This window comes from Advenella sp. EE-W14, assembly GCF_012923605.1.
In the GTDB taxonomy this organism is placed as follows: Bacteria; Pseudomonadota; Gammaproteobacteria; order Burkholderiales; family Burkholderiaceae_B; genus Advenella; species Advenella alkanexedens.
This window is the reverse complement of record NZ_JAAVNG010000012.1, coordinates 278,105-294,991: the sequence shown is the minus strand read 5'-3', so window position 1 is coordinate 294,991 and position 16,887 is coordinate 278,105. Positions and strand designations below refer to the sequence as shown.

The following is a 16,887-nucleotide window of genomic DNA, read 5'->3' as shown; positions in this document are numbered from 1 at the left end:
GCCGGTCAACGCGCTGCGCAGGGTCAATGCACCACGCGCCACGCCTGAGCGGGAAAAAGCCTGGGCAGATGAGCTGTTTCATGCCTTGCGGCAATGTGCGCCTCAAGTCCGTTTAAGCTGGCCCCTGATGGAGGGTGAAAAAGAACTCAGGGCCTCATCATTATTGGAAAATATTCCATTATTTGAGGCTGAAACTTTATGTGTCAGTGCAAAAGGCGAAGAACCCCGTCGTGATATTGAGGTTTTATCCGATCACCAGGCGCCTGCGCTTTCGGGCAAGCGCTCCGTTAGTGGTGGCATGGATGTGCTGGAAACCCAGGCACGCAACCCGCTGTGGGCGTTTGCCCGTTACCGTTTGGGGGCGCGTGAGTTGAAGGATTATCCGCAGGCGGTCAGCCAGCGGGTGCGGGGTGTTTTTCTGCATAAAGTCATGGAGCTGGTGTGGGGCATGTTGCAAGACTGGGAACGGCTGGTTGAAAAGTTTGAAGACGGCTCGCTTGAGGGTTTTGTGAATGAGTGCGTGGAATTGGCTGCCGATCAGGAACTCAAGCATGATTATGCTGCTGTTGTGCAAATGGAAAAAGACCGCGCCCGTCGGATTGTGATGGATTTTTTGCAGATCGAGCTCAGGCGTGAACCGTTTGTCGTGCAACAGCTCGAGCAGGATGTGAAGTGGCAGCATGCGCAGGTCAGGCTGTCATTACGCATGGACCGGGTGGATACCCTGGCCGATGGCCAGCAGGTGATTATTGATTATAAGTCAGGCAGTACGCCGGCTTTCAAACAGGATTGGTCACGAGAGGTGCCCGTTAATTTGCAGCTGCCTTTTTATGCCGCGGTTATGGGGGCGGGCAAGGGCAATCCGGTGGCCGGCTTGCTGTTTGCCCGTTTGAATGCGCGTCAGATCGAACTCAAGGGTATTGCCAATGAAGACCTGGGCGTTGATGCCCTGGATGATCGCAGCAGTTGGGAGCCAGCCGTATCCTGGGATGATTTGCTGCAACGCTGGCAAACGGTCATGGCGCGATTGGCAGAGGATTTTTCTGCCGGGAAGGCCATCAACCGGGCCTGGCGGGAAAGCGATTTGGAATATTGTGATGTCAAACCCTTTTTAAGGCTGGCGCAGGAAAGTGAAGATGAGTGAAACGATGGCAGCAGATCAATCCTTACAGGTTCAGGCGTATTCGCCCAATCCGTCGGCAACGCGTTTGCCCAGTGATCATCGGGCCCGTGCCCGGGCCATCAAACCCGACGAGTCGTTTCTGATCCAGGCACCGGCCGGTTCCGGCAAGACAGAATTGTTGACAGACCGGATCCTGGCCTTGCTGGCCACGGTGAACCGGCCCGAGGAAATCCTGGCCATTACCTTTACCCGCAAGGCGGCCTCGGAAATGCATGCGCGGGTGTTGAAAAAACTGGCTTTGGGTTTGCAGCAAGAAGAGCCGGAATCGGCGCATCAGAAAAAAAGCTGGCAGCTGGCCCGGGCAGCCTTGCAGCGCGATCAGGAAAAGGGCTGGAATTTGCTGGCGCATCCGGCACGTCTGAGCATTAAAACGATTGACTCTTTTTGTGCTTCGCTGGTGAGATCCATGCCCTGGTTGTCGGGTATGGGGGGTATGCCTTCGGTGACCGAAGATGCCCGGACCCTGTATGGCAAGGCGGCACGTAAAACACTGGCCCTGATTGACAGCACCGAATGTGTACAGGCATTGGTGGCGCATCTGGATGTGGATTTACAGCCTGCCGAAGCCTTGCTGGTGGATATGCTGGGGTTCAGGGATCAGTGGCTGCAGGTGGTGAATGATCCGGCAGGTGCCATGCAGGCGGTGATGGAATCCCTTGCGCAGGCCATGGATGAAGACATTGCCAGGGTCAGTGGGCTGATGCCTATGGGCTGGGCCGACACTTTGGCTCCCATCGCACGCATGGCGGCCAGCACCCTGGCCGACCCGGCTGCCGGTCATTATGATGATTACCCGTTGCTTGATTGGGATGGGAGCCCCCTGTCACCTTATTTCACGGATATTGGTCGTTGGAAGGCGCTGGCCCGCCTGTTGCTGACGGGCAAAGGGCAGTTGCGCAGCCGCCTGACCAAGAACGAAGGCTTTCCCCCCAAGACAGCGCACAAGGAGGCCATGCAAGCCTGGCTGGAGTCACAACGGACTGACTCGGAAGAGTGGGCGCAAGCCCTGCATGATTTGACCGATTTGCCTGATGTCTTGATGACACCGCAGCAAATTCATATTATTGGCAATTTGCTGGAATGTCTTAAACTGGCTGCACAACAGCTTGAGCAGGTGTTTGCCAGTGAAGGCGAAGTGGATTTTATTGAAATCGCCTGGCGGGCAGGGCAAGCCTTGGGGTCGGTGGATAATCCGGCCGAATTGCTGCTGTCGCTGGATGCCGTGATCAAACATATCCTGATCGATGAATTCCAGGATACCAGTCAGGTGCAGATTGACCTGATTCGCAAGTTGACGTCAGGCTGGCTGGCCAACGAAGGCCGCACCCTGTTTCTGGTGGGTGACCCGATGCAATCGATCTACCGTTTCAGGAAAGCCGAAGTGGGCCTGTTTCTGAAAGTGGCCCGTGAAAGCATTAATGATTTGCCACTGACGGTATTGAAGTTGACGGAAAATTTCCGTTCCCGCCAGAGGGTGGTGGAGTGGGTGAACCAAACTTTTGCCCGGATATTTCCGGCCAGGGATAATCCCGTTCTGGGGGCCATTAAATATACGCCATCCGTGGCTTTTAATGAGGCAGGCGAGTCCGAGGCGGTGTTGATGCATCCGTTTTATTATGGTAGCCATATTCCCGCCCATTTGCTCGAGCCCCATACCCTGCCGCAAGCGGCCGCCTCTGATGAAGAACCGTTACCGATTGAAATAAGCCGGAAAATGGCAGAGACAGCGGCTCAGGACAGGGTGATTGAATTGGTCAGGACGGCTTTGCAAACACATGCGGGTAAAAAAGATCCTGTGGCCATTCTGGTGCGGGCACGTACCCATCTGAATGAGTTGATGCACCGGCTGATTCTGGAAGGTATTCCCGTGCGGGCCGTGGATTTTCAGCCGCTTAAAGACCGTCAGGTGGTGATTGATCTGGTACAGCTGATTCGAGCCCTGTCGCACCCGGCCGACCGTGTGGCCTGGCTTTCACTGCTGCGTTCGCCTTTATGCGGACTGACCCTGAATACCTTGGATACCCTGTTTGGTGAGCAGCAGAAAATGCCCGTGCCACAGTTGCTGGCGCAGATGCTGGCCGAGACAGGTTCCGGTCATGATCCGGAGCTTGCCAGGGAGCTGGATTTATCGGATGCTGAGCGGGCTCGTGTACTACCCGTGGCCCGTGCCTTGCTTGATCGGCCTTTTGAACATGATGTGATTACTTTTTCCGCGCATGTGGAATCTGTCTGGCGCGCTTTGGGCGGGTTTGTTTTTTATGACCATGAAAGTGAGCACGACGATGTGCAGACGGTGCTGCGCTTGCTGGATAACCTTGCTCCGTATGGGGGCCTGAATCCTGCCGATCTTGATCGTGAACTTGAGCGCCTGTATGCTGCTTCCTCTCACGAGCAAAATGCGGTGACCATCATGACCATGCATAAATCCAAGGGACTGGAGTTTCAGGAAGTTATTTTGTATGGCCTGAACAGGGTTCCACGCAATAACCCTGATCCCTTGCTTCGGTTTGAACAGTCCGAGGGGCACCTGTTGCTGGGGCCTATCAAGCCCAGGGCATCCGAGGAAAAAGATCCGATTTCGGTCTATCTGGCCGGGCGTGAGAAAAAACGTACCCAGTATGAACTTGACCGCCTGTTATACGTGGCCGCTACACGGGCGTGTCAACGACTGCATTTGGTGGCGGTCTTGCAGGTCAGGGACGGGGAAGTGCTCAATGCCGCATCCAGCACGCTGTTTTCACGGTTGCAGCCTTTAATGGATACTTTCTTTACGGTTAAACCCCCTTATCTGCCTGTGTCACAGGCCAAGAACGGGCAGGGCGGTGAAGATGGCCAATATGAGGTGGTGGGGCCACCGCTAACCCGTTTTACCGGTGCCATGATGCAGACCCTGCACCCGCAAGCCGGAAAGCCCCAAAAACCAACAGACCTGACCTTCCATGAGGGGGGCGCCTGGCATTTTGAAGAGCGTGATGAGGCGCATGTCGGTACGGTCGTGCATGCCTGGCTGGCCCGTATGGGGCAGGATCAATTACAAGGCTGGACACCCGGGCGGATCCAGTCGGCTGAAAATATTATTGTGCGTCAGTTGCTCCAGGAAGGCCTGCGTCCCCAACAGGCCCGTGAGGCAACCGGACGAGTGCAATCTTTATTGCTGAATTGCCTGGCTCATGATAAAGGGCAATGGCTGCTGCAACAGCCCAATGCCCGTCAGGAATGGGAGCTGGTGGATGTCAATGGCAAGGTGCTGATTGTGGACGTGGCGGTTTCCGGCCCCGATGGCTGGTTGGTGGTTGATTACAAAACGGCACTGAAACATGAGCATGAGTCTGATGAGGTGTTTGAAAACCGCCTGCGGCAAACGTACCGTAAACAGCTCCAGGAGTATTGTGAGTGCTTGACAGCGTTGGACGGACGCCCTGCCCGGGCAGTTATTTATGCGCTGGATGGTAACCGTTGGCTGACCTTGTAAGAGGCCCGGTCGGTTAAGCGATTATTCTTTGTTCTGCCTGGTTGTAATTATGTAATAAGTTGTTAGTGTCTTGGTTTATATAAAACATTTTTTATAAAAAAGGGAATAATGCTTGTCAGTTAATTTTGTTTACTAAATTTTTAGTTTTGGAGAACCAATGAATCCGATTATTCATGCCGCATGTAAAAAAACAGAGTCAGAAAAAAACAAAAGCACGGTGTTGCGCAATTGGATGGTTTGTGGGGTGGCAGCGGTTGCCGTTTTGGGCAGTGTTCCTGCTGTGGCGCAGGCGGTTAGTCCCATTATGGCAGCCATGCAGGCTGTTTATGAGGCCGTGCCTGATTCTTCACCCGTAGCGGTCACTCAAAATAATCAAACCCGTACGATTTCCGTAGGTGAGCAAGCCAATGGAAAAGAAGTGTCCATGGCGGGTAGCGAAGGTCCTCGCATGGTTTCCGGAGTGGCTGCGGGCAGTCGGCCCACCGATGCCGTAAACCTGGGTCAAGCTACGGAAATGTTTAATGATGTCAATCGCAAGATCCGTCAAACCGAACGTAAGGCTGATGAAGGTACGGCTGCCGCGATTGCCGCAGCCAATTTGCCACAGGCCGTTTTGCCGGGTGAAAAAGTGGTGGGTGTCGGTGGCGGTACCTGGTCGGGTGAGTCCGGTTATGCCGTTGGTGTCTCTGCCGCAACTGACAACGGCAAGTGGTTGCTCAATGGTTCTGTGGTGGGGTCTTCAGGTGGAGACGTTGGTGCGGGTGTGGGCGTAGGCTATCGCTGGCGTTAAATTTTCATCTGGTTTGGGGGCGGCTGGCATTTTTGTATTGTAATAATCCAGAAAGCTGTTACAATGCTTTTCGGTGGGCCCCTTCGCATGGGTCGGCGGCGAAACTGGTCAGGTCGGGAACGAAGCAGCCATAACCGTTTAGATTCAGTGCCGGAGTAAGGCTCACCCCTCATCTACAAAAATATTCAGTAAAACAGTCGTCACCGTCAGGGTGACGTTTGCATTTCTGGGCTACAATCATTTCATGAGCTACCTTGTTCTTGCCCGTAAGTGGCGTCCCCGATCCTTCGAAACCCTTGTCGGCCAAGAGCACGTGGTAAGGGCGTTAAGCAATGCGCTTAATACCCAGCGTCTGCATCATGCCTGGCTGTTTACAGGTACTCGCGGGGTGGGTAAAACCACGCTGTCACGCATTCTTGCCAAGTCCCTTAATTGTGAAACCGGTATTACCGCCACGCCTTGCGGTCAATGTCGTGCCTGCGTTGAAATAGACGAAGGCCGTTTTGTGGACTACCTTGAGTTTGACGCGGCCTCCAACCGGCGCGTTGAGGAAATGACGCAGTTGCTTGAACAGGCCGTGTATGCGCCCAGTGCCGGTCGTTTCAAGATCTACATGATCGACGAGGTCCATATGTTAACGGGGCATGCGTTTAACGCCATGCTAAAAACGCTTGAAGAGCCCCCGCCGCATGTCAAGTTTATACTTGCCACCACCGATCCACAAAAAATTCCCGTTACGGTATTGTCCCGTTGCCTGCAATTCAATTTAAAACAAATGCCACCCGAGGCGATTGTCGGGCATTTGCAAAATGTCCTTGAGCAGGAAGACGTGCGTTTTGACCTGGGTGGCTTGCGTCTTATTGCCCAGGCGGCTGCCGGCTCCATGCGTGATGCCCTGTCCTTGACTGATCAGGCCATCGCCTATAGTTCTTCCAATATTACCGATGCTGCCGTTCGCGAAATGCTGGGCACCATCGACCAGAAATATCTGGTGCGATTTTTGCAGGCTTTATTGCAGGGTTCGGCACAGGGTGTGATGGATACGGCCAATGAGTTGTCGATGCGGGGGTTTTCTTATTCAGGTGCGCTGGCCGATCTGGCTGTTTTGCTCTCGCGCATCGCGATAGAGCAGCGCTTGCCGGGCACGCTCATGGCGGATGACCCTTTGCATGAAGATATGCAGACATTGGCCAGGGCGTTTCATCCGGATACCCTGCAGCTGTTTTACAGTATTGCCGTGCATGGCCGTAACGAGTTGTCTTTGGCACCCGATGAATATGCCGGTTTTGTCATGACCGGTTTAAGAATGCTGTCATTGGTCAGCACGGTCGATATGGCTGCTTTGCCTGCGCCAGCCATGTCGTCACCCATGGCATTACCCATGCCGTCACCCGGGCAGCAGGCCACTGAAAAGTCTGTCGCTGAAAAGCCTGCCACAGTCACAATGCCAGCAAGTCAAGAGGGGGCTTCAGACGCTCCCTCCAACGAGGCGGCTTCAGATGTTGCGGCGTCCGTTGCGAAGACCGCTGCCAATGATAATGACAAGGTGAAAACGGCTGAAAAAAAAACGGCTGACGATTTTGTTCCTGCCTGGGAAGACATCCCGGCAGAGTGGGAAATGCTGGCAGCGTCCGAGCCTGATGATGAAGCGGCTTTTACGCAGGCAATACCCCCGGACCCTGATATGGATCTGGCCGATCCCGAGATGGCGTCTTTTCCGGTTGAACAGGAAGATGCTACCTGGATACCCAGCCATCAGGGCCAGTTGCCCGAGCGGAATCTTCAGCAAATGACGCCTTATGACTGGACGGTTTTGTCGCAAGAGTTGGCCTTAAGCGGTGTGGCGGCCGAGTTTGCCAAGCAAAGTGAATGGCTGGGCGTGAAAGAGAATGAAATCCGCTTGCGTATCCCGGTGAAAAACACCAACGAGCTGGGTGCCAAAGCAAAATTGAATACGGTGTTGAGTGAATATTTCGGGCAGGTGGTAAAGGTTTCGTTTGAATATGCCGAAAATGTAGAGGAAACCGCTTACGCCTCTATTCGTGCCGAGCAGGCTGCCCGCCAGGAAAAGGCCGAGCAGGGCGTGCGGGAAAGCGAGTTTATTAATGCCCTGATTGAAGAGTTTGACGCCCAGGTGGTTCCCGAAAGTATTAAACCGTGCTGATCATCATGATCTTTATGGTTTAATCTACTAAAATACGGGCTGATCCCATTAATTAATGAAGCAGGAAATCATTCATCATGATGAAAAATCAATTGGCTGGCTTGATGAAGCAAGCCCAGCAAATGCAAGACAACATGAAAAAAGCCCAGGAAGCGCTGGCAGATATCACGGTTGAAGGCTCTTCCGGTGGTGGCCTGGTCAAGGTAACCATGACATGCCGTAATGATGTAAAACGGGTGGTTATTGATCCTTCCTTGCTGGAAGACGAAAAAGACATGCTGGAAGATTTGGTGGCGGCCGCTTTCAATGATGCCCTGCGCAAGGCTGAAAGCACTGCCCAGGAAAAAATGTCTTCCGTAACGGCTGGCCTGCCATTGCCACCGGGAATGAAGTTCCCATTCTGATGCAAGATCATTTGCCTGAACCGGAGCCGCTATCTGCGCTGGTGGATGCCTTGCGCAGATTGCCCGGTGTTGGTGTCAAAAGTGCCCGGCGCATGGCGTACCATTTGCTGCAACACGACCGTAAAGGGGCGCAGCAGCTGTCTTTTGCCCTGTCGCATGCGGTGAATCATTTAAGACACTGCAAACGCTGTCATTCGTTTTCCCAGGATGAGATATGTGAAACCTGTCTTAATCCCAAGCGTGATGACAGTCTGCTTTGCATTGTGGAAACCCCGGCAGACCAGAACATGATAGAGGCCAGCCATGGTTACCGTGGCCTGTATTTTGTGCTGATGGGAAGCCTCAAACCCCTGGAAGGGGTGGGGCCCGATGATCTGGGTTTTGATAAATTACTCGAGCGTGTCAGTGATGGCAAGGTGCAAGAGGTTATCCTGGCCACCAATTTTACGGCCGAGGGCGAAACCACGGCCCATTACCTGGCGGAAATGCTTAAAAGCAGGGGGCTGAAGGTGTCAAGAATTGCCCGTGGTATTCCCACTGGCAGCGAGCTTGAATACGTTGATGCTGGCACCATTGCCTGGGCTTTCATCGAGCGTCGAAGCTCTTGAATGAGTGCCCGGCAAGGTAGAAAAGTACACGAATAATACTTAGGCGCGGGCCTGTTCAATAATCCGGTCAAGCTTGATCGAGTCGGCCACGAAAGCGCGAATGCCTTCGGCCAGTTTTTCAGTACCCATGGCATCTTCGTTCAGCATGAAACGGAAGGCCACCTCATTGGCTTTGATGGGGGCAATATCCAACTGGCCGGCTTCCTTGGCATTCAGTACAGGCTGAACCACTTCCTGGCTTTGTGCCAGGTTTGCCAGCAATTCGGGGCTGATGGTTAACAGGTCGCAGCCGGCCAGGGCAATAATTTGCCCCTTGTTCCGGAAGCTGGCGCCCATGATTTCGGTTTTGATATCGTGTTTCTTGAAATAATTGTAAATACGGGTTACCGACTGGACGCCCGGATCATTTATGCCGGCATTGGCTTCTTCATTCCACTGGCTGCCCGCATTCCTTTTGTACCAATCGTAAATACGGCCTACAAAGGGTGAAATCAGTTGCACCTTGGCATCCGCGCAGGCGACTGCCTGGGCCATCGAGAAAAGAAGAGTCATATTGCACTTGATGCCTTCTTTTTGTAAGGTGCGTGCCGCATTGATGCCCTCCCAGGTGGAGGCGATTTTGATCAGAATGCGATCACGCGAAATGCCTTCTTTTTCGTAAAGCGCAATCAGGTGGCGGGCACGCTCGATGGTGGCCTGGGTATCAAATGAAAGGCGGGCATCCACTTCGGTGGAAACCCGTCCCGGAACAATCTCCAGTATTTGTTTGCCAAATCTTACCAGTAAGTGATCCAGGGTTTCTGGGGTGCTGGCATTGGGATGATCCTGGATGGTTTGCTCCAGCAGGGGGCGGTACGCGTCTTTCTGAATGGCTTTCAGAATAAGAGACGGGTTGGTGGTGGCATCGGTGGGACGGTGCTCACGCATGCTTTGGAAGTCTCCGGTGTCGGCAACGACAGTTGTGAATTTACGCAGTTCATCTAATTGATTACTCATATATATTTGTATCCAGAATAGAAATTATAATGGCAACGATAGTGGAAGTTATTGTTCAGATTCCATACAACAATATAGCCTGATTTTGAATCAGGATTAAAATCCGGGTGCAGTCATGTCGTTTATATGTTTCAGGTTTGACAGGGTGGCATATTAATTGTAGGCTTTTGCCTCTTCAAATAATTACTTGTCAAGCATGGGTTTTGGTAGTATTTTTTTACACTCTGGGTAATATAATTATAGGTAAATAGTAACATCGGCTGTCTATTTGTAGATAGCTTGATATGATTTCATTGTGGAACAGTTCAATTTAATTAAAAGGTTGTAAGTAAATGCTACTTAAGCTGGGTAGGCTATTTATGGTGTTTTTTGGCCTGCTCTTTTCCGTGGACGCGGTATATGCGCAATTTGATCGCTCCCTTTTAAAGGTGGGCGTTGGTTTGTCGTCCGCCGCTCAGGAAATCTCCCTGAATCCCTGCATTCCCGAGTCGGTAATAAAAAGCAGGTTTGGGCAAAGTGGTGTTGAGCTGTTACGTGAAAATAAAAAAAATGGCCGGCCAGCATGTGTGAAAACACACAGGTGGCCATCGGTTTATTCGAATGGCTTTATCTCAGTTCGGCCCTGCAGGCACAAACCGACCGTCCTGTCTTAATCAGTCGATTAATCAAAACCCGTAATAACGGTTTGGCTTTGTGTCAAACGGTGGCCTGCCTGGCTGAGCGCCTGCCGCGCATGATCGAGTGGGCGCAAACCAACCTGGACCGTACCGTCATTTACCGGGAAAGTGATCGTGTTCCGGTAAAGTCCGAATTATTGTCGCATCCGCGTCTTTCCCTGCGGGAACTGGTGTTGCCCTTGCAGGGACAATACGAGTGGTGTCACAGTTCCACTTTCGATGCGCTTGATTTTCATACGGTAAACATCAAGGTTTCCGGTAAGGCGCTGGTTTTGGTGAAATGTAAAACCGGTAAGCCGGAAGGCCCTACCTGGATTATTGAAAATGCCGCCAATTCCAAGGCCTGGGTGCCCATCATGTCCAGTCAGTTACTGGGTGAGCTGTACATATTGCCCAATAGCCGCTATACCTATCCCACGCTTCATAGCCAGAAAAAACTGTCCGATGGCATACGGGTCACTTTCTTTGAGTATGGCGAAGACCTCTATCAGGAAAAGCTCGCTTTCACGGTTAATGTAGATGCCTCAAGAGAGGCATTGGCTTTTGATGTGCAGATACCCTAGAAAATTAAAGAAAATAACGTTTTTTTTCGTGAGAAAAACGTAAAATTTCTAATTGAAAATCAATAAAACAGTATAATAACAAGGTTTACTTATTGATTTTAGAACTTGGGGTTTTATGACGCTGCCGTCACATATTTTCGGGGAAAACACAGAATTCCCTACCGCAATTCTGGCTTTGGCCGATGGTACTGTATTTAAAGGCATTTCCATTGGCGCCAACGGACATACCGTAGCCGAACTGGTTTTCAACACCTCAATGACTGGTTTTCAGGAAATCCTGACCGATCCCAGTTATTCCCAGCAAATTGTCAGCTTCACCTACCCGCATATTGGTAATACGGGTGTTAACAAGGAAGATGTTGAATCTTTCAAGACACATGCTGCTGGTATGGTTATCCGCAATTGCCCGGATCGTATTTCAAATTTCCGTGCCACCCAGTCACTGCCTGAATATCTCAAAGAAAATGGCATCGTGGCCATTTCAGAGGTGGATACCCGTAAAATCACGCGCCTGTTGCGTGAAAAAGGTGCGCAGGGTGCGTGTATCCTGGTTGGTGATGATGTGGAAAAAGCACTTGAACTGGCGCGTGGTTACAAGGGTATGCAAGGCCAGGATCTGGCCAGTCAGGTCAGCCGCCAGCAAATCGAGAACTGGTCTGAAGGCACCTGGCAATTGGGCAAGGGTTATACCCGGCCCAACCAGTCCAGCTACCATGTGGTTGCCTATGATTTTGGCGTGAAGTCAAATATTTTGCGCATTCTGGCCGATAAGGGTTGCCGCTTAACGGTGGTGCCTGCCACAACATCTGCAGAAGAAGTTCTGGCCCTTAATCCTGATGGCATTTTCCTGGCTAATGGCCCAGGAGATCCAAGTGCTTGCGGTTATGCGGTCGAAGCTGTTAAAACCCTTCTCGATAAAAAAATTCCGCTGTTTGGCATTTGTCTTGGGCAGCAAATCCTGGCGCAGGCTATTGGTGCCCAAACCCTGAAAATGAAAACAGGCCATCATGGTGACAATCATCCTGTCAAGGACGTACAAACCGGTCGTGTTTACATTACCTCCCAAAACCACGGTTTTGCAGTAGATGCCGGCACTTTGCCAGCCAATGCACGTGTTACCCACGTATCACTGTTTGACGGCACCTTGCAAGGTTTCGAACTGACCGATCGTCCCGCCTTCTGCTTCCAGGGGCACCCTGAAGCCAGCCCCGGCCCTCATGACATTATTGTCCTGTTCGATAAATTCATCAGCCAAATGGCACAGCAAAAGTAGAGTATTATGCCAAAGCGTACCGACATAAAAAGCATTCTTATTATTGGGGCAGGCCCCATCATTATTGGCCAGGCATGTGAGTTTGACTACTCGGGTGCCCAGGCCTGTAAAGCCCTGAAGGCAGAGGGTTACCGTACCATTCTGGTTAACAGTAATCCCGCCACCATCATGACAGACCCTGAAACGGCCGATGTCACCTATATCGAGCCCATCACATGGCAGTCTGTGGAAAAAATCATCGAAGCTGAAAAGCCGGATGCCCTGTTGCCCACCATGGGTGGTCAAACCGCACTTAACTGTGCGCTGGATCTGGCTCATAACGGTGTTTTGGCCAAGCATAACGTAGAACTCATTGGTGCTAACGAGCACGCGATTGAAAAGGCCGAAGACCGTCTTAAATTCAAACAGGCCATGGAATCCATCGGTCTTGAGTCTGCCAAGTCCGGTGTGGCTCACAGCATGGAAGAAGCCTGGGAAGTACAAAAAAACATTGCCGCAGAAATCGGTACGGCCGGTTTTCCAGTGGTCATTCGCCCCAGCTTTACACTGGGTGGTAGCGGTGGCGGTATTGCCTATAATCCCGAAGAGTTCGAGATTATCTGCCGTCGTGGCCTGGAGGCTTCTCCCACCAAAGAATTGCTGATTGAAGAATCCCTGCTGGGTTGGAAAGAGTTTGAAATGGAAGTGGTGCGCGACAAGGCGGACAACTGTATCATCATTTGCTCTATCGAGAACCTGGATCCCATGGGCGTGCATACCGGTGACTCCATCACCGTGGCACCTGCCCAAACCATGACAGACAAAGAATACCAAATCATGCGTAACGCCTCCATCGCGGTGTTGCGTGAAATTGGTGTGGATACCGGTGGTTCCAACGTGCAGTTTGCGGTCAATCCCGATAACGGTCGTATGATTGTGATTGAAATGAACCCGCGCGTGTCTCGCTCTTCAGCGCTGGCTTCCAAGGCAACCGGTTTCCCGATTGCCAAAGTCGCTGCCCGCCTGGCGGTTGGTTATACACTTGATGAGCTGCAAAACGAAATTACGGGTGGTACAACACCGGCTTCTTTCGAGCCAACCATCGATTATGTGGTTACCAAAATCCCGCGGTTTGCTTTCGAAAAATTCCCCCAGGCCGATTCTCACCTGACGACTCAAATGAAATCCGTGGGTGAAGTCATGGCCATGGGCCGTACTTTCCAGGAGTCTTTCCAGAAAGCCCTGCGTGGCCTGGAAGTGGGTGTTGATGGCCTGAACCAGAAAACCCTGGACCGTGAAAAACTGCAGGTTGAATTGGCAGAACCCGGCCCCGAGCGTATCTGGTACGTGGGCGATGCATTTGCCCAGGGTTTCACCCTTGATGAGGTGCATGCTTTAACCAAGATTGACCCCTGGTTCCTGCATCAAATCCAGGAAATCGTGGAAATCGAATTGGCGCTTGAGCAAAAAACACTGGCCGATCTTGATGAAAACGTGATGCGTCAACTCAAGCGTCGTGGTTTTTCAGATCGTCGCCTGGCTTTCCTGCTTGACGTTTCAGAGTCTGAAGTACGTAAGGTGCGTCATCAGTTGGGTGTTCGTCCGGTTTACAAGCGCGTTGATACCTGCGCCGCAGAGTTTGCCACCAAAACCGCATATATGTATTCCACCTACGAGGAAGAATGCGAAGCAGAACCCACCGACAAGAAAAAAATCATCGTGCTCGGTGGTGGTCCCAACCGTATTGGCCAGGGTATCGAGTTTGATTACTGCTGTGTGCATGCTTCCTTGTCATTGCGTGAAGATGGTTACGAAACCATCATGATCAACTGCAACCCTGAAACCGTTTCTACCGATTATGACACTTCCGATCGTCTGTATTTCGAGCCATTAACGCTTGAAGACGTTCTTGAAATCGTCCATCTTGAAAAACCTGAAGGCATGATTGTTCAGTACGGTGGCCAAACGCCGCTGAAACTGGCCCGTGCCCTTGAAGCCAATGGGGTGCCTATTATTGGTACCAGCCCCGAATCCATCGATGTGGCTGAAGATCGTGAGCGTTTCCAGAAACTGTTGCAAAAACTGGGTCTGCGTCAGCCACCAAACCGTACTGCGCGTACAGAAGCTGAAGCCATTGCCCATGCCGCTGAAATCGGTTATCCGCTGGTGGTTCGTCCAAGCTATGTGCTGGGTGGCCGCGCCATGGAAATTGTTCACGAACAAACTGACCTCGAGCGCTATATGCGTGAAGCGGTTAAAGTCAGCAACGACTCTCCAGTGCTTTTGGATCGCTTCCTGAACAATGCGACCGAAGTTGATGTGGACTGTCTGGCTGATGGTGAAACCGTGTTTATCGGCGGCGTCATGGAGCATATCGAACAGGCGGGTGTTCACTCTGGTGACTCCGCATGCAGCTTGCCACCGTATTCCCTGTCCGCCGAGGTCATCGAGGAAATCAAGCGTCAAACCGGCTTGATGGCCAAGGCACTGAACGTCAAGGGCTTGATGAATGTGCAGTTTGCCATTCAGAACGGTGATGTTTATGTGCTGGAAGTCAATCCACGTGCTTCACGTACGGTTCCTTATGTTTCCAAGGTTACCGGCTTGCAACTGGCCAAAATCGCGGCGCGTGTCATGGCAGGTAAAACCCTGGCTGAGCAGGGTATCGGCAAGGAAATCACGCCTTCTTACTACTCGGTCAAAGAAGCGGTATTCCCCTTCGTCAAATTCCCGGGTGTTGACACCATTCTCGGCCCTGAAATGAAGTCCACCGGTGAGGTCATGGGGGTTGGCGAAACCTTTGGCGAGGCCTTTGTTAAATCCCAGCTGGCTGCCGGTGTTATTTTGCCAGAAAGTGGTACGGTCTTTATCAGTGTCAAAGACCAGGACAAGGCCAAGGCGGTTGATATTGCCAAGGGCTTGCACGATCTGGGCTTTAAGCTTGTTGCCACCCGTGGCACGGCTGCTGCGCTGGAAGAGGCGGGTCTGCCGGTATTGGCGGTTAATAAAGTCACCGAAGGTCGTCCACATATTGTTGACATGATTAAAAACGGTGAAATCGCCATGGTGATCAATACGGTTGAAGAGCGTCGTAACGCCATTCAGGACTCCCGTACCATCCGTACCCAGGCTTTGGCTGCCCGGGTTACTTTCTTCACTACGATTGCAGGTGCCCGTGCCGCAGTTGAAGGTATGCAGTATTTGCGTGACTCACAGGGTATGAAAGTGTATTCCCTGCAATCATTGCATGCTTCCATCAACGCGGCATAATCTTGCTGCAGGGCAAGGGGCGTAACGGTTTTTTTCTTTACGCCTGTTGCCAGACATTAAAAAAATGCCCGCCTTGTGCGGGCATTTTTTTAAACTGGTTATAATCTATTCACCACCTTCATAAAAAGGAATTTATTATCATGAAAGGACATCACGAAGTAGTTGCATTTTTAAATCAATTGCTCACTGGTGAATTGGCCGCCCGCGATCAATATTTTATTCATTCCCGCATGTATGATGAGTGGGGCTATACCAAACTGGCCGCCCGTATTGGTCATGAAATGGAAGATGAAACCGGTCATGCAGATGATCTGATTCGTCGTATTCTTATGCTCGAGGGAACACCGGATATGGTTCCCGCCAAAATCAACGTGGGTAAAGACGTGCCTGAAATGTTGCAGCATGATTTGGACACCGAATATGAGGTGCGTGAAAACCTGAAAAAAGGCATGGCACTGTGTGAGCAGCATGGTGATTATGTATCACGTGATTTGTTGCTGAAACAGCTTGATGATACCGAGCAGGATCATGCCCACTGGCTGGAGCAGCAGCTGAATTTAATCAGGCATGTGGGGCTGGAAAATTACCTGCAATCGCAGTTGTAATGATTTTATCTGAAGCCATAAACCATAAACCACGCGTGCATTGGTGCCCAGGCAAAATCGGGTTGAATAAGGACTGAATCGGTGACGAATCCGGGGTCAGTCCTTTTGGTTTGTGATGCCATCAGGACAGTGAGCCGTTTCTGGGTTTTCTGCCCGACTTGAAGGCAAAATAATCATAAACCGGGTTTGGGATCCATTTGAGCAGTTTGGCCACGACTCCCATTTGCCAGGGAATAACGGTATAGCTGCAGCCTTTATCGATGGCCTTCAGAGCTGCATCGGCAAAGTCCTCGGGCTGCATCAGGAAGGGCATTTTATACGGATTGTGTTGCGTCATGGGGGTATCGATAAACCCGGGCGCGATGGTGACTACTTTAAGGCGGGTATTGTGCAAGTCAACCCGCAGGCTTTCCAGATAGGTGGTAGTAGCCGCCTTGGAGGCAGAATAGGCGCTGGAGCCCGGCAAGCCGCGTACACCGGCCACGCTGCTGATGCCCACCAGCGTGCCGCTGTCCCGTGCTTTCATGGATTTGATGAACGGCTCAAAGGTGGCGACCATGGCCAGCAGGTTGGTGTTGATCACCTTCTGGAATTGGACGAAGTCTTCTTCATATTCGGTCAAGGTGCCAATGCTGATACCGGCACAGGCAATCACGATATCAACCGGTCCTTGCGCCAGAAAATCGCGGGCGGCCTCATGCAGGGCGCTTCTGTTTAAAATATCCAGGGCATAAACCCGGTGTTGTCCGGGCAGGCTGGCCGCCAGTTCTTCCAGTGCACCTGTATTGCGTCCAAGCAGTCCCAGGCTGGCGCCTTGTTTGGCATAAGCGGTTGCCAGGGCTTTGCCAAGCCCGCTGCTGGCGCCTGTTATGAAAATACGCATCTTGTTATCCTTCGGGAAGC

Annotated in this window: 12 protein-coding genes and 1 other RNA gene; 11 read left to right on the top strand and 2 right to left on the bottom strand. The window is 51.8% G+C overall.

All coding sequences use genetic code 11. The features are described from left to right. The 7 genes from HCX92_RS12340 to recR all read left to right on the top strand — a co-directional run. Positions 1-1,144: PD-(D/E)XK nuclease family protein (locus HCX92_RS12340; RefSeq protein ID WP_211182386.1), on the top strand; the 1,144-nt coding region annotated here is incomplete at its 5' end. A gap of 4 nt (positions 1,145-1,148) precedes the next feature. Further along, a complete protein-coding gene (locus HCX92_RS12335; protein ID WP_169295273.1) occupies positions 1,149-4,655 on the top strand; it encodes an exodeoxyribonuclease V subunit beta in 3,507 nt (1,168 codons plus the stop codon). Positions 4,656-4,812: 157 nt separating this feature from the next. After that, positions 4,813-5,445: a YadA-like family protein gene (locus HCX92_RS12330; RefSeq protein WP_169295256.1), complete on the top strand. Its 633-nt coding sequence runs from the start codon at positions 4,813-4,815 to the stop codon at positions 5,443-5,445. Positions 5,446-5,517: 72 nt separating this feature from the next. Further along, an RNA gene (ffs, locus tag HCX92_RS12325) (signal recognition particle sRNA small type) lies at positions 5,518-5,615 on the top strand. A 74-nt stretch (positions 5,616-5,689) separates the two neighbouring features. Beyond that, positions 5,690-7,609: a DNA polymerase III subunit gamma/tau gene (gene dnaX / locus HCX92_RS12320; protein WP_169295255.1), complete on the top strand. Its 1,920-nt coding sequence runs from the start codon at positions 5,690-5,692 to the stop codon at positions 7,607-7,609. 77 nt (positions 7,610-7,686) lie between these two features. After that, positions 7,687-8,013, top strand: a complete 327-nt coding sequence (locus HCX92_RS12315; protein ID WP_169295254.1) for a YbaB/EbfC family nucleoid-associated protein — start codon at positions 7,687-7,689, stop codon at positions 8,011-8,013. Continuing rightward, positions 8,013-8,621: a recombination mediator RecR gene (gene recR / locus HCX92_RS12310; protein ID WP_169295253.1), complete on the top strand. Its 609-nt coding sequence runs from the start codon at positions 8,013-8,015 to the stop codon at positions 8,619-8,621. Before HCX92_RS12315 ends, recR begins: the two co-directional genes overlap by 1 nt. A gap of 39 nt (positions 8,622-8,660) precedes the next feature. Here recR and tal read toward each other — a convergent pair whose 3' ends face one another. Continuing rightward, the gene (gene tal / locus HCX92_RS12305; RefSeq protein ID WP_169295252.1) at positions 8,661-9,617 is read right to left on the bottom strand and encodes a transaldolase; all 957 of its coding nucleotides are present in this window, start codon (positions 9,615-9,617) and stop codon (positions 8,661-8,663) included. A 562-nt stretch (positions 9,618-10,179) separates the two neighbouring features. Here tal and HCX92_RS12300 point away from each other — a divergent pair. The 4 genes from HCX92_RS12300 to bfr all read left to right on the top strand — a co-directional run bounded on the left by HCX92_RS12300 (position 10,180) and on the right by bfr (position 15,984). Next, positions 10,180-10,857, top strand: coding sequence for a hypothetical protein (locus tag HCX92_RS12300; protein WP_169295251.1), 678 nt, complete (start codon positions 10,180-10,182; stop codon positions 10,855-10,857). 115 nt (positions 10,858-10,972) lie between these two features. Further along, positions 10,973-12,130, top strand: coding sequence for a glutamine-hydrolyzing carbamoyl-phosphate synthase small subunit (gene carA / locus HCX92_RS12295; protein ID WP_169295250.1), 1,158 nt, complete (start codon positions 10,973-10,975; stop codon positions 12,128-12,130). Positions 12,131-12,136: 6 nt separating this feature from the next. Then, positions 12,137-15,379, top strand: coding sequence for a carbamoyl-phosphate synthase large subunit (carB, locus tag HCX92_RS12290; protein ID WP_169295249.1), 3,243 nt, complete (start codon positions 12,137-12,139; stop codon positions 15,377-15,379). A 140-nt stretch (positions 15,380-15,519) separates the two neighbouring features. After that, positions 15,520-15,984: a bacterioferritin gene (gene bfr, locus HCX92_RS12285; protein ID WP_169295248.1), complete on the top strand. Its 465-nt coding sequence runs from the start codon at positions 15,520-15,522 to the stop codon at positions 15,982-15,984. Positions 15,985-16,105: 121 nt separating this feature from the next. On the opposite strand, the gene HCX92_RS12280 is transcribed toward bfr, so the two are convergent. Continuing rightward, positions 16,106-16,867, bottom strand: coding sequence for an SDR family oxidoreductase (locus tag HCX92_RS12280; protein ID WP_169295247.1), 762 nt, complete (start codon positions 16,865-16,867; stop codon positions 16,106-16,108). Positions 16,868-16,887: the final 20 nt, after the last annotated feature.

What these genes read in the sequence shown, in the direction of transcription:
- HCX92_RS12335 (WP_169295273.1), top strand. Translation starts at nt 1,149, where the DNA reads ATGGCAGCAGATCAATCCTTACAGGTTCAGGCGTATTCGCCCAATCCG.
- HCX92_RS12330 (WP_169295256.1), top strand. Translation starts at nt 4,813, where the DNA reads ATGAATCCGATTATTCATGCCGCATGTAAAAAAACAGAGTCAGAAAAA.
- dnaX (WP_169295255.1), top strand. Translation starts at nt 5,690, where the DNA reads ATGAGCTACCTTGTTCTTGCCCGTAAGTGGCGTCCCCGATCCTTCGAA.
- HCX92_RS12315 (WP_169295254.1), top strand. Translation starts at nt 7,687, where the DNA reads ATGATGAAAAATCAATTGGCTGGCTTGATGAAGCAAGCCCAGCAAATG.
- recR (WP_169295253.1), top strand. Translation starts at nt 8,013, where the DNA reads ATGCAAGATCATTTGCCTGAACCGGAGCCGCTATCTGCGCTGGTGGAT.
- tal (WP_169295252.1), bottom strand. Translation starts at nt 9,617, where the DNA reads ATGAGTAATCAATTAGATGAACTGCGTAAATTCACAACTGTCGTTGCC.
- HCX92_RS12300 (WP_169295251.1), top strand. Translation starts at nt 10,180, where the DNA reads ATGTGTGAAAACACACAGGTGGCCATCGGTTTATTCGAATGGCTTTAT.
- carA (WP_169295250.1), top strand. Translation starts at nt 10,973, where the DNA reads ATGACGCTGCCGTCACATATTTTCGGGGAAAACACAGAATTCCCTACC.
- carB (WP_169295249.1), top strand. Translation starts at nt 12,137, where the DNA reads ATGCCAAAGCGTACCGACATAAAAAGCATTCTTATTATTGGGGCAGGC.
- bfr (WP_169295248.1), top strand. Translation starts at nt 15,520, where the DNA reads ATGAAAGGACATCACGAAGTAGTTGCATTTTTAAATCAATTGCTCACT.
- HCX92_RS12280 (WP_169295247.1), bottom strand. Translation starts at nt 16,867, where the DNA reads ATGCGTATTTTCATAACAGGCGCCAGCAGCGGGCTTGGCAAAGCCCTG.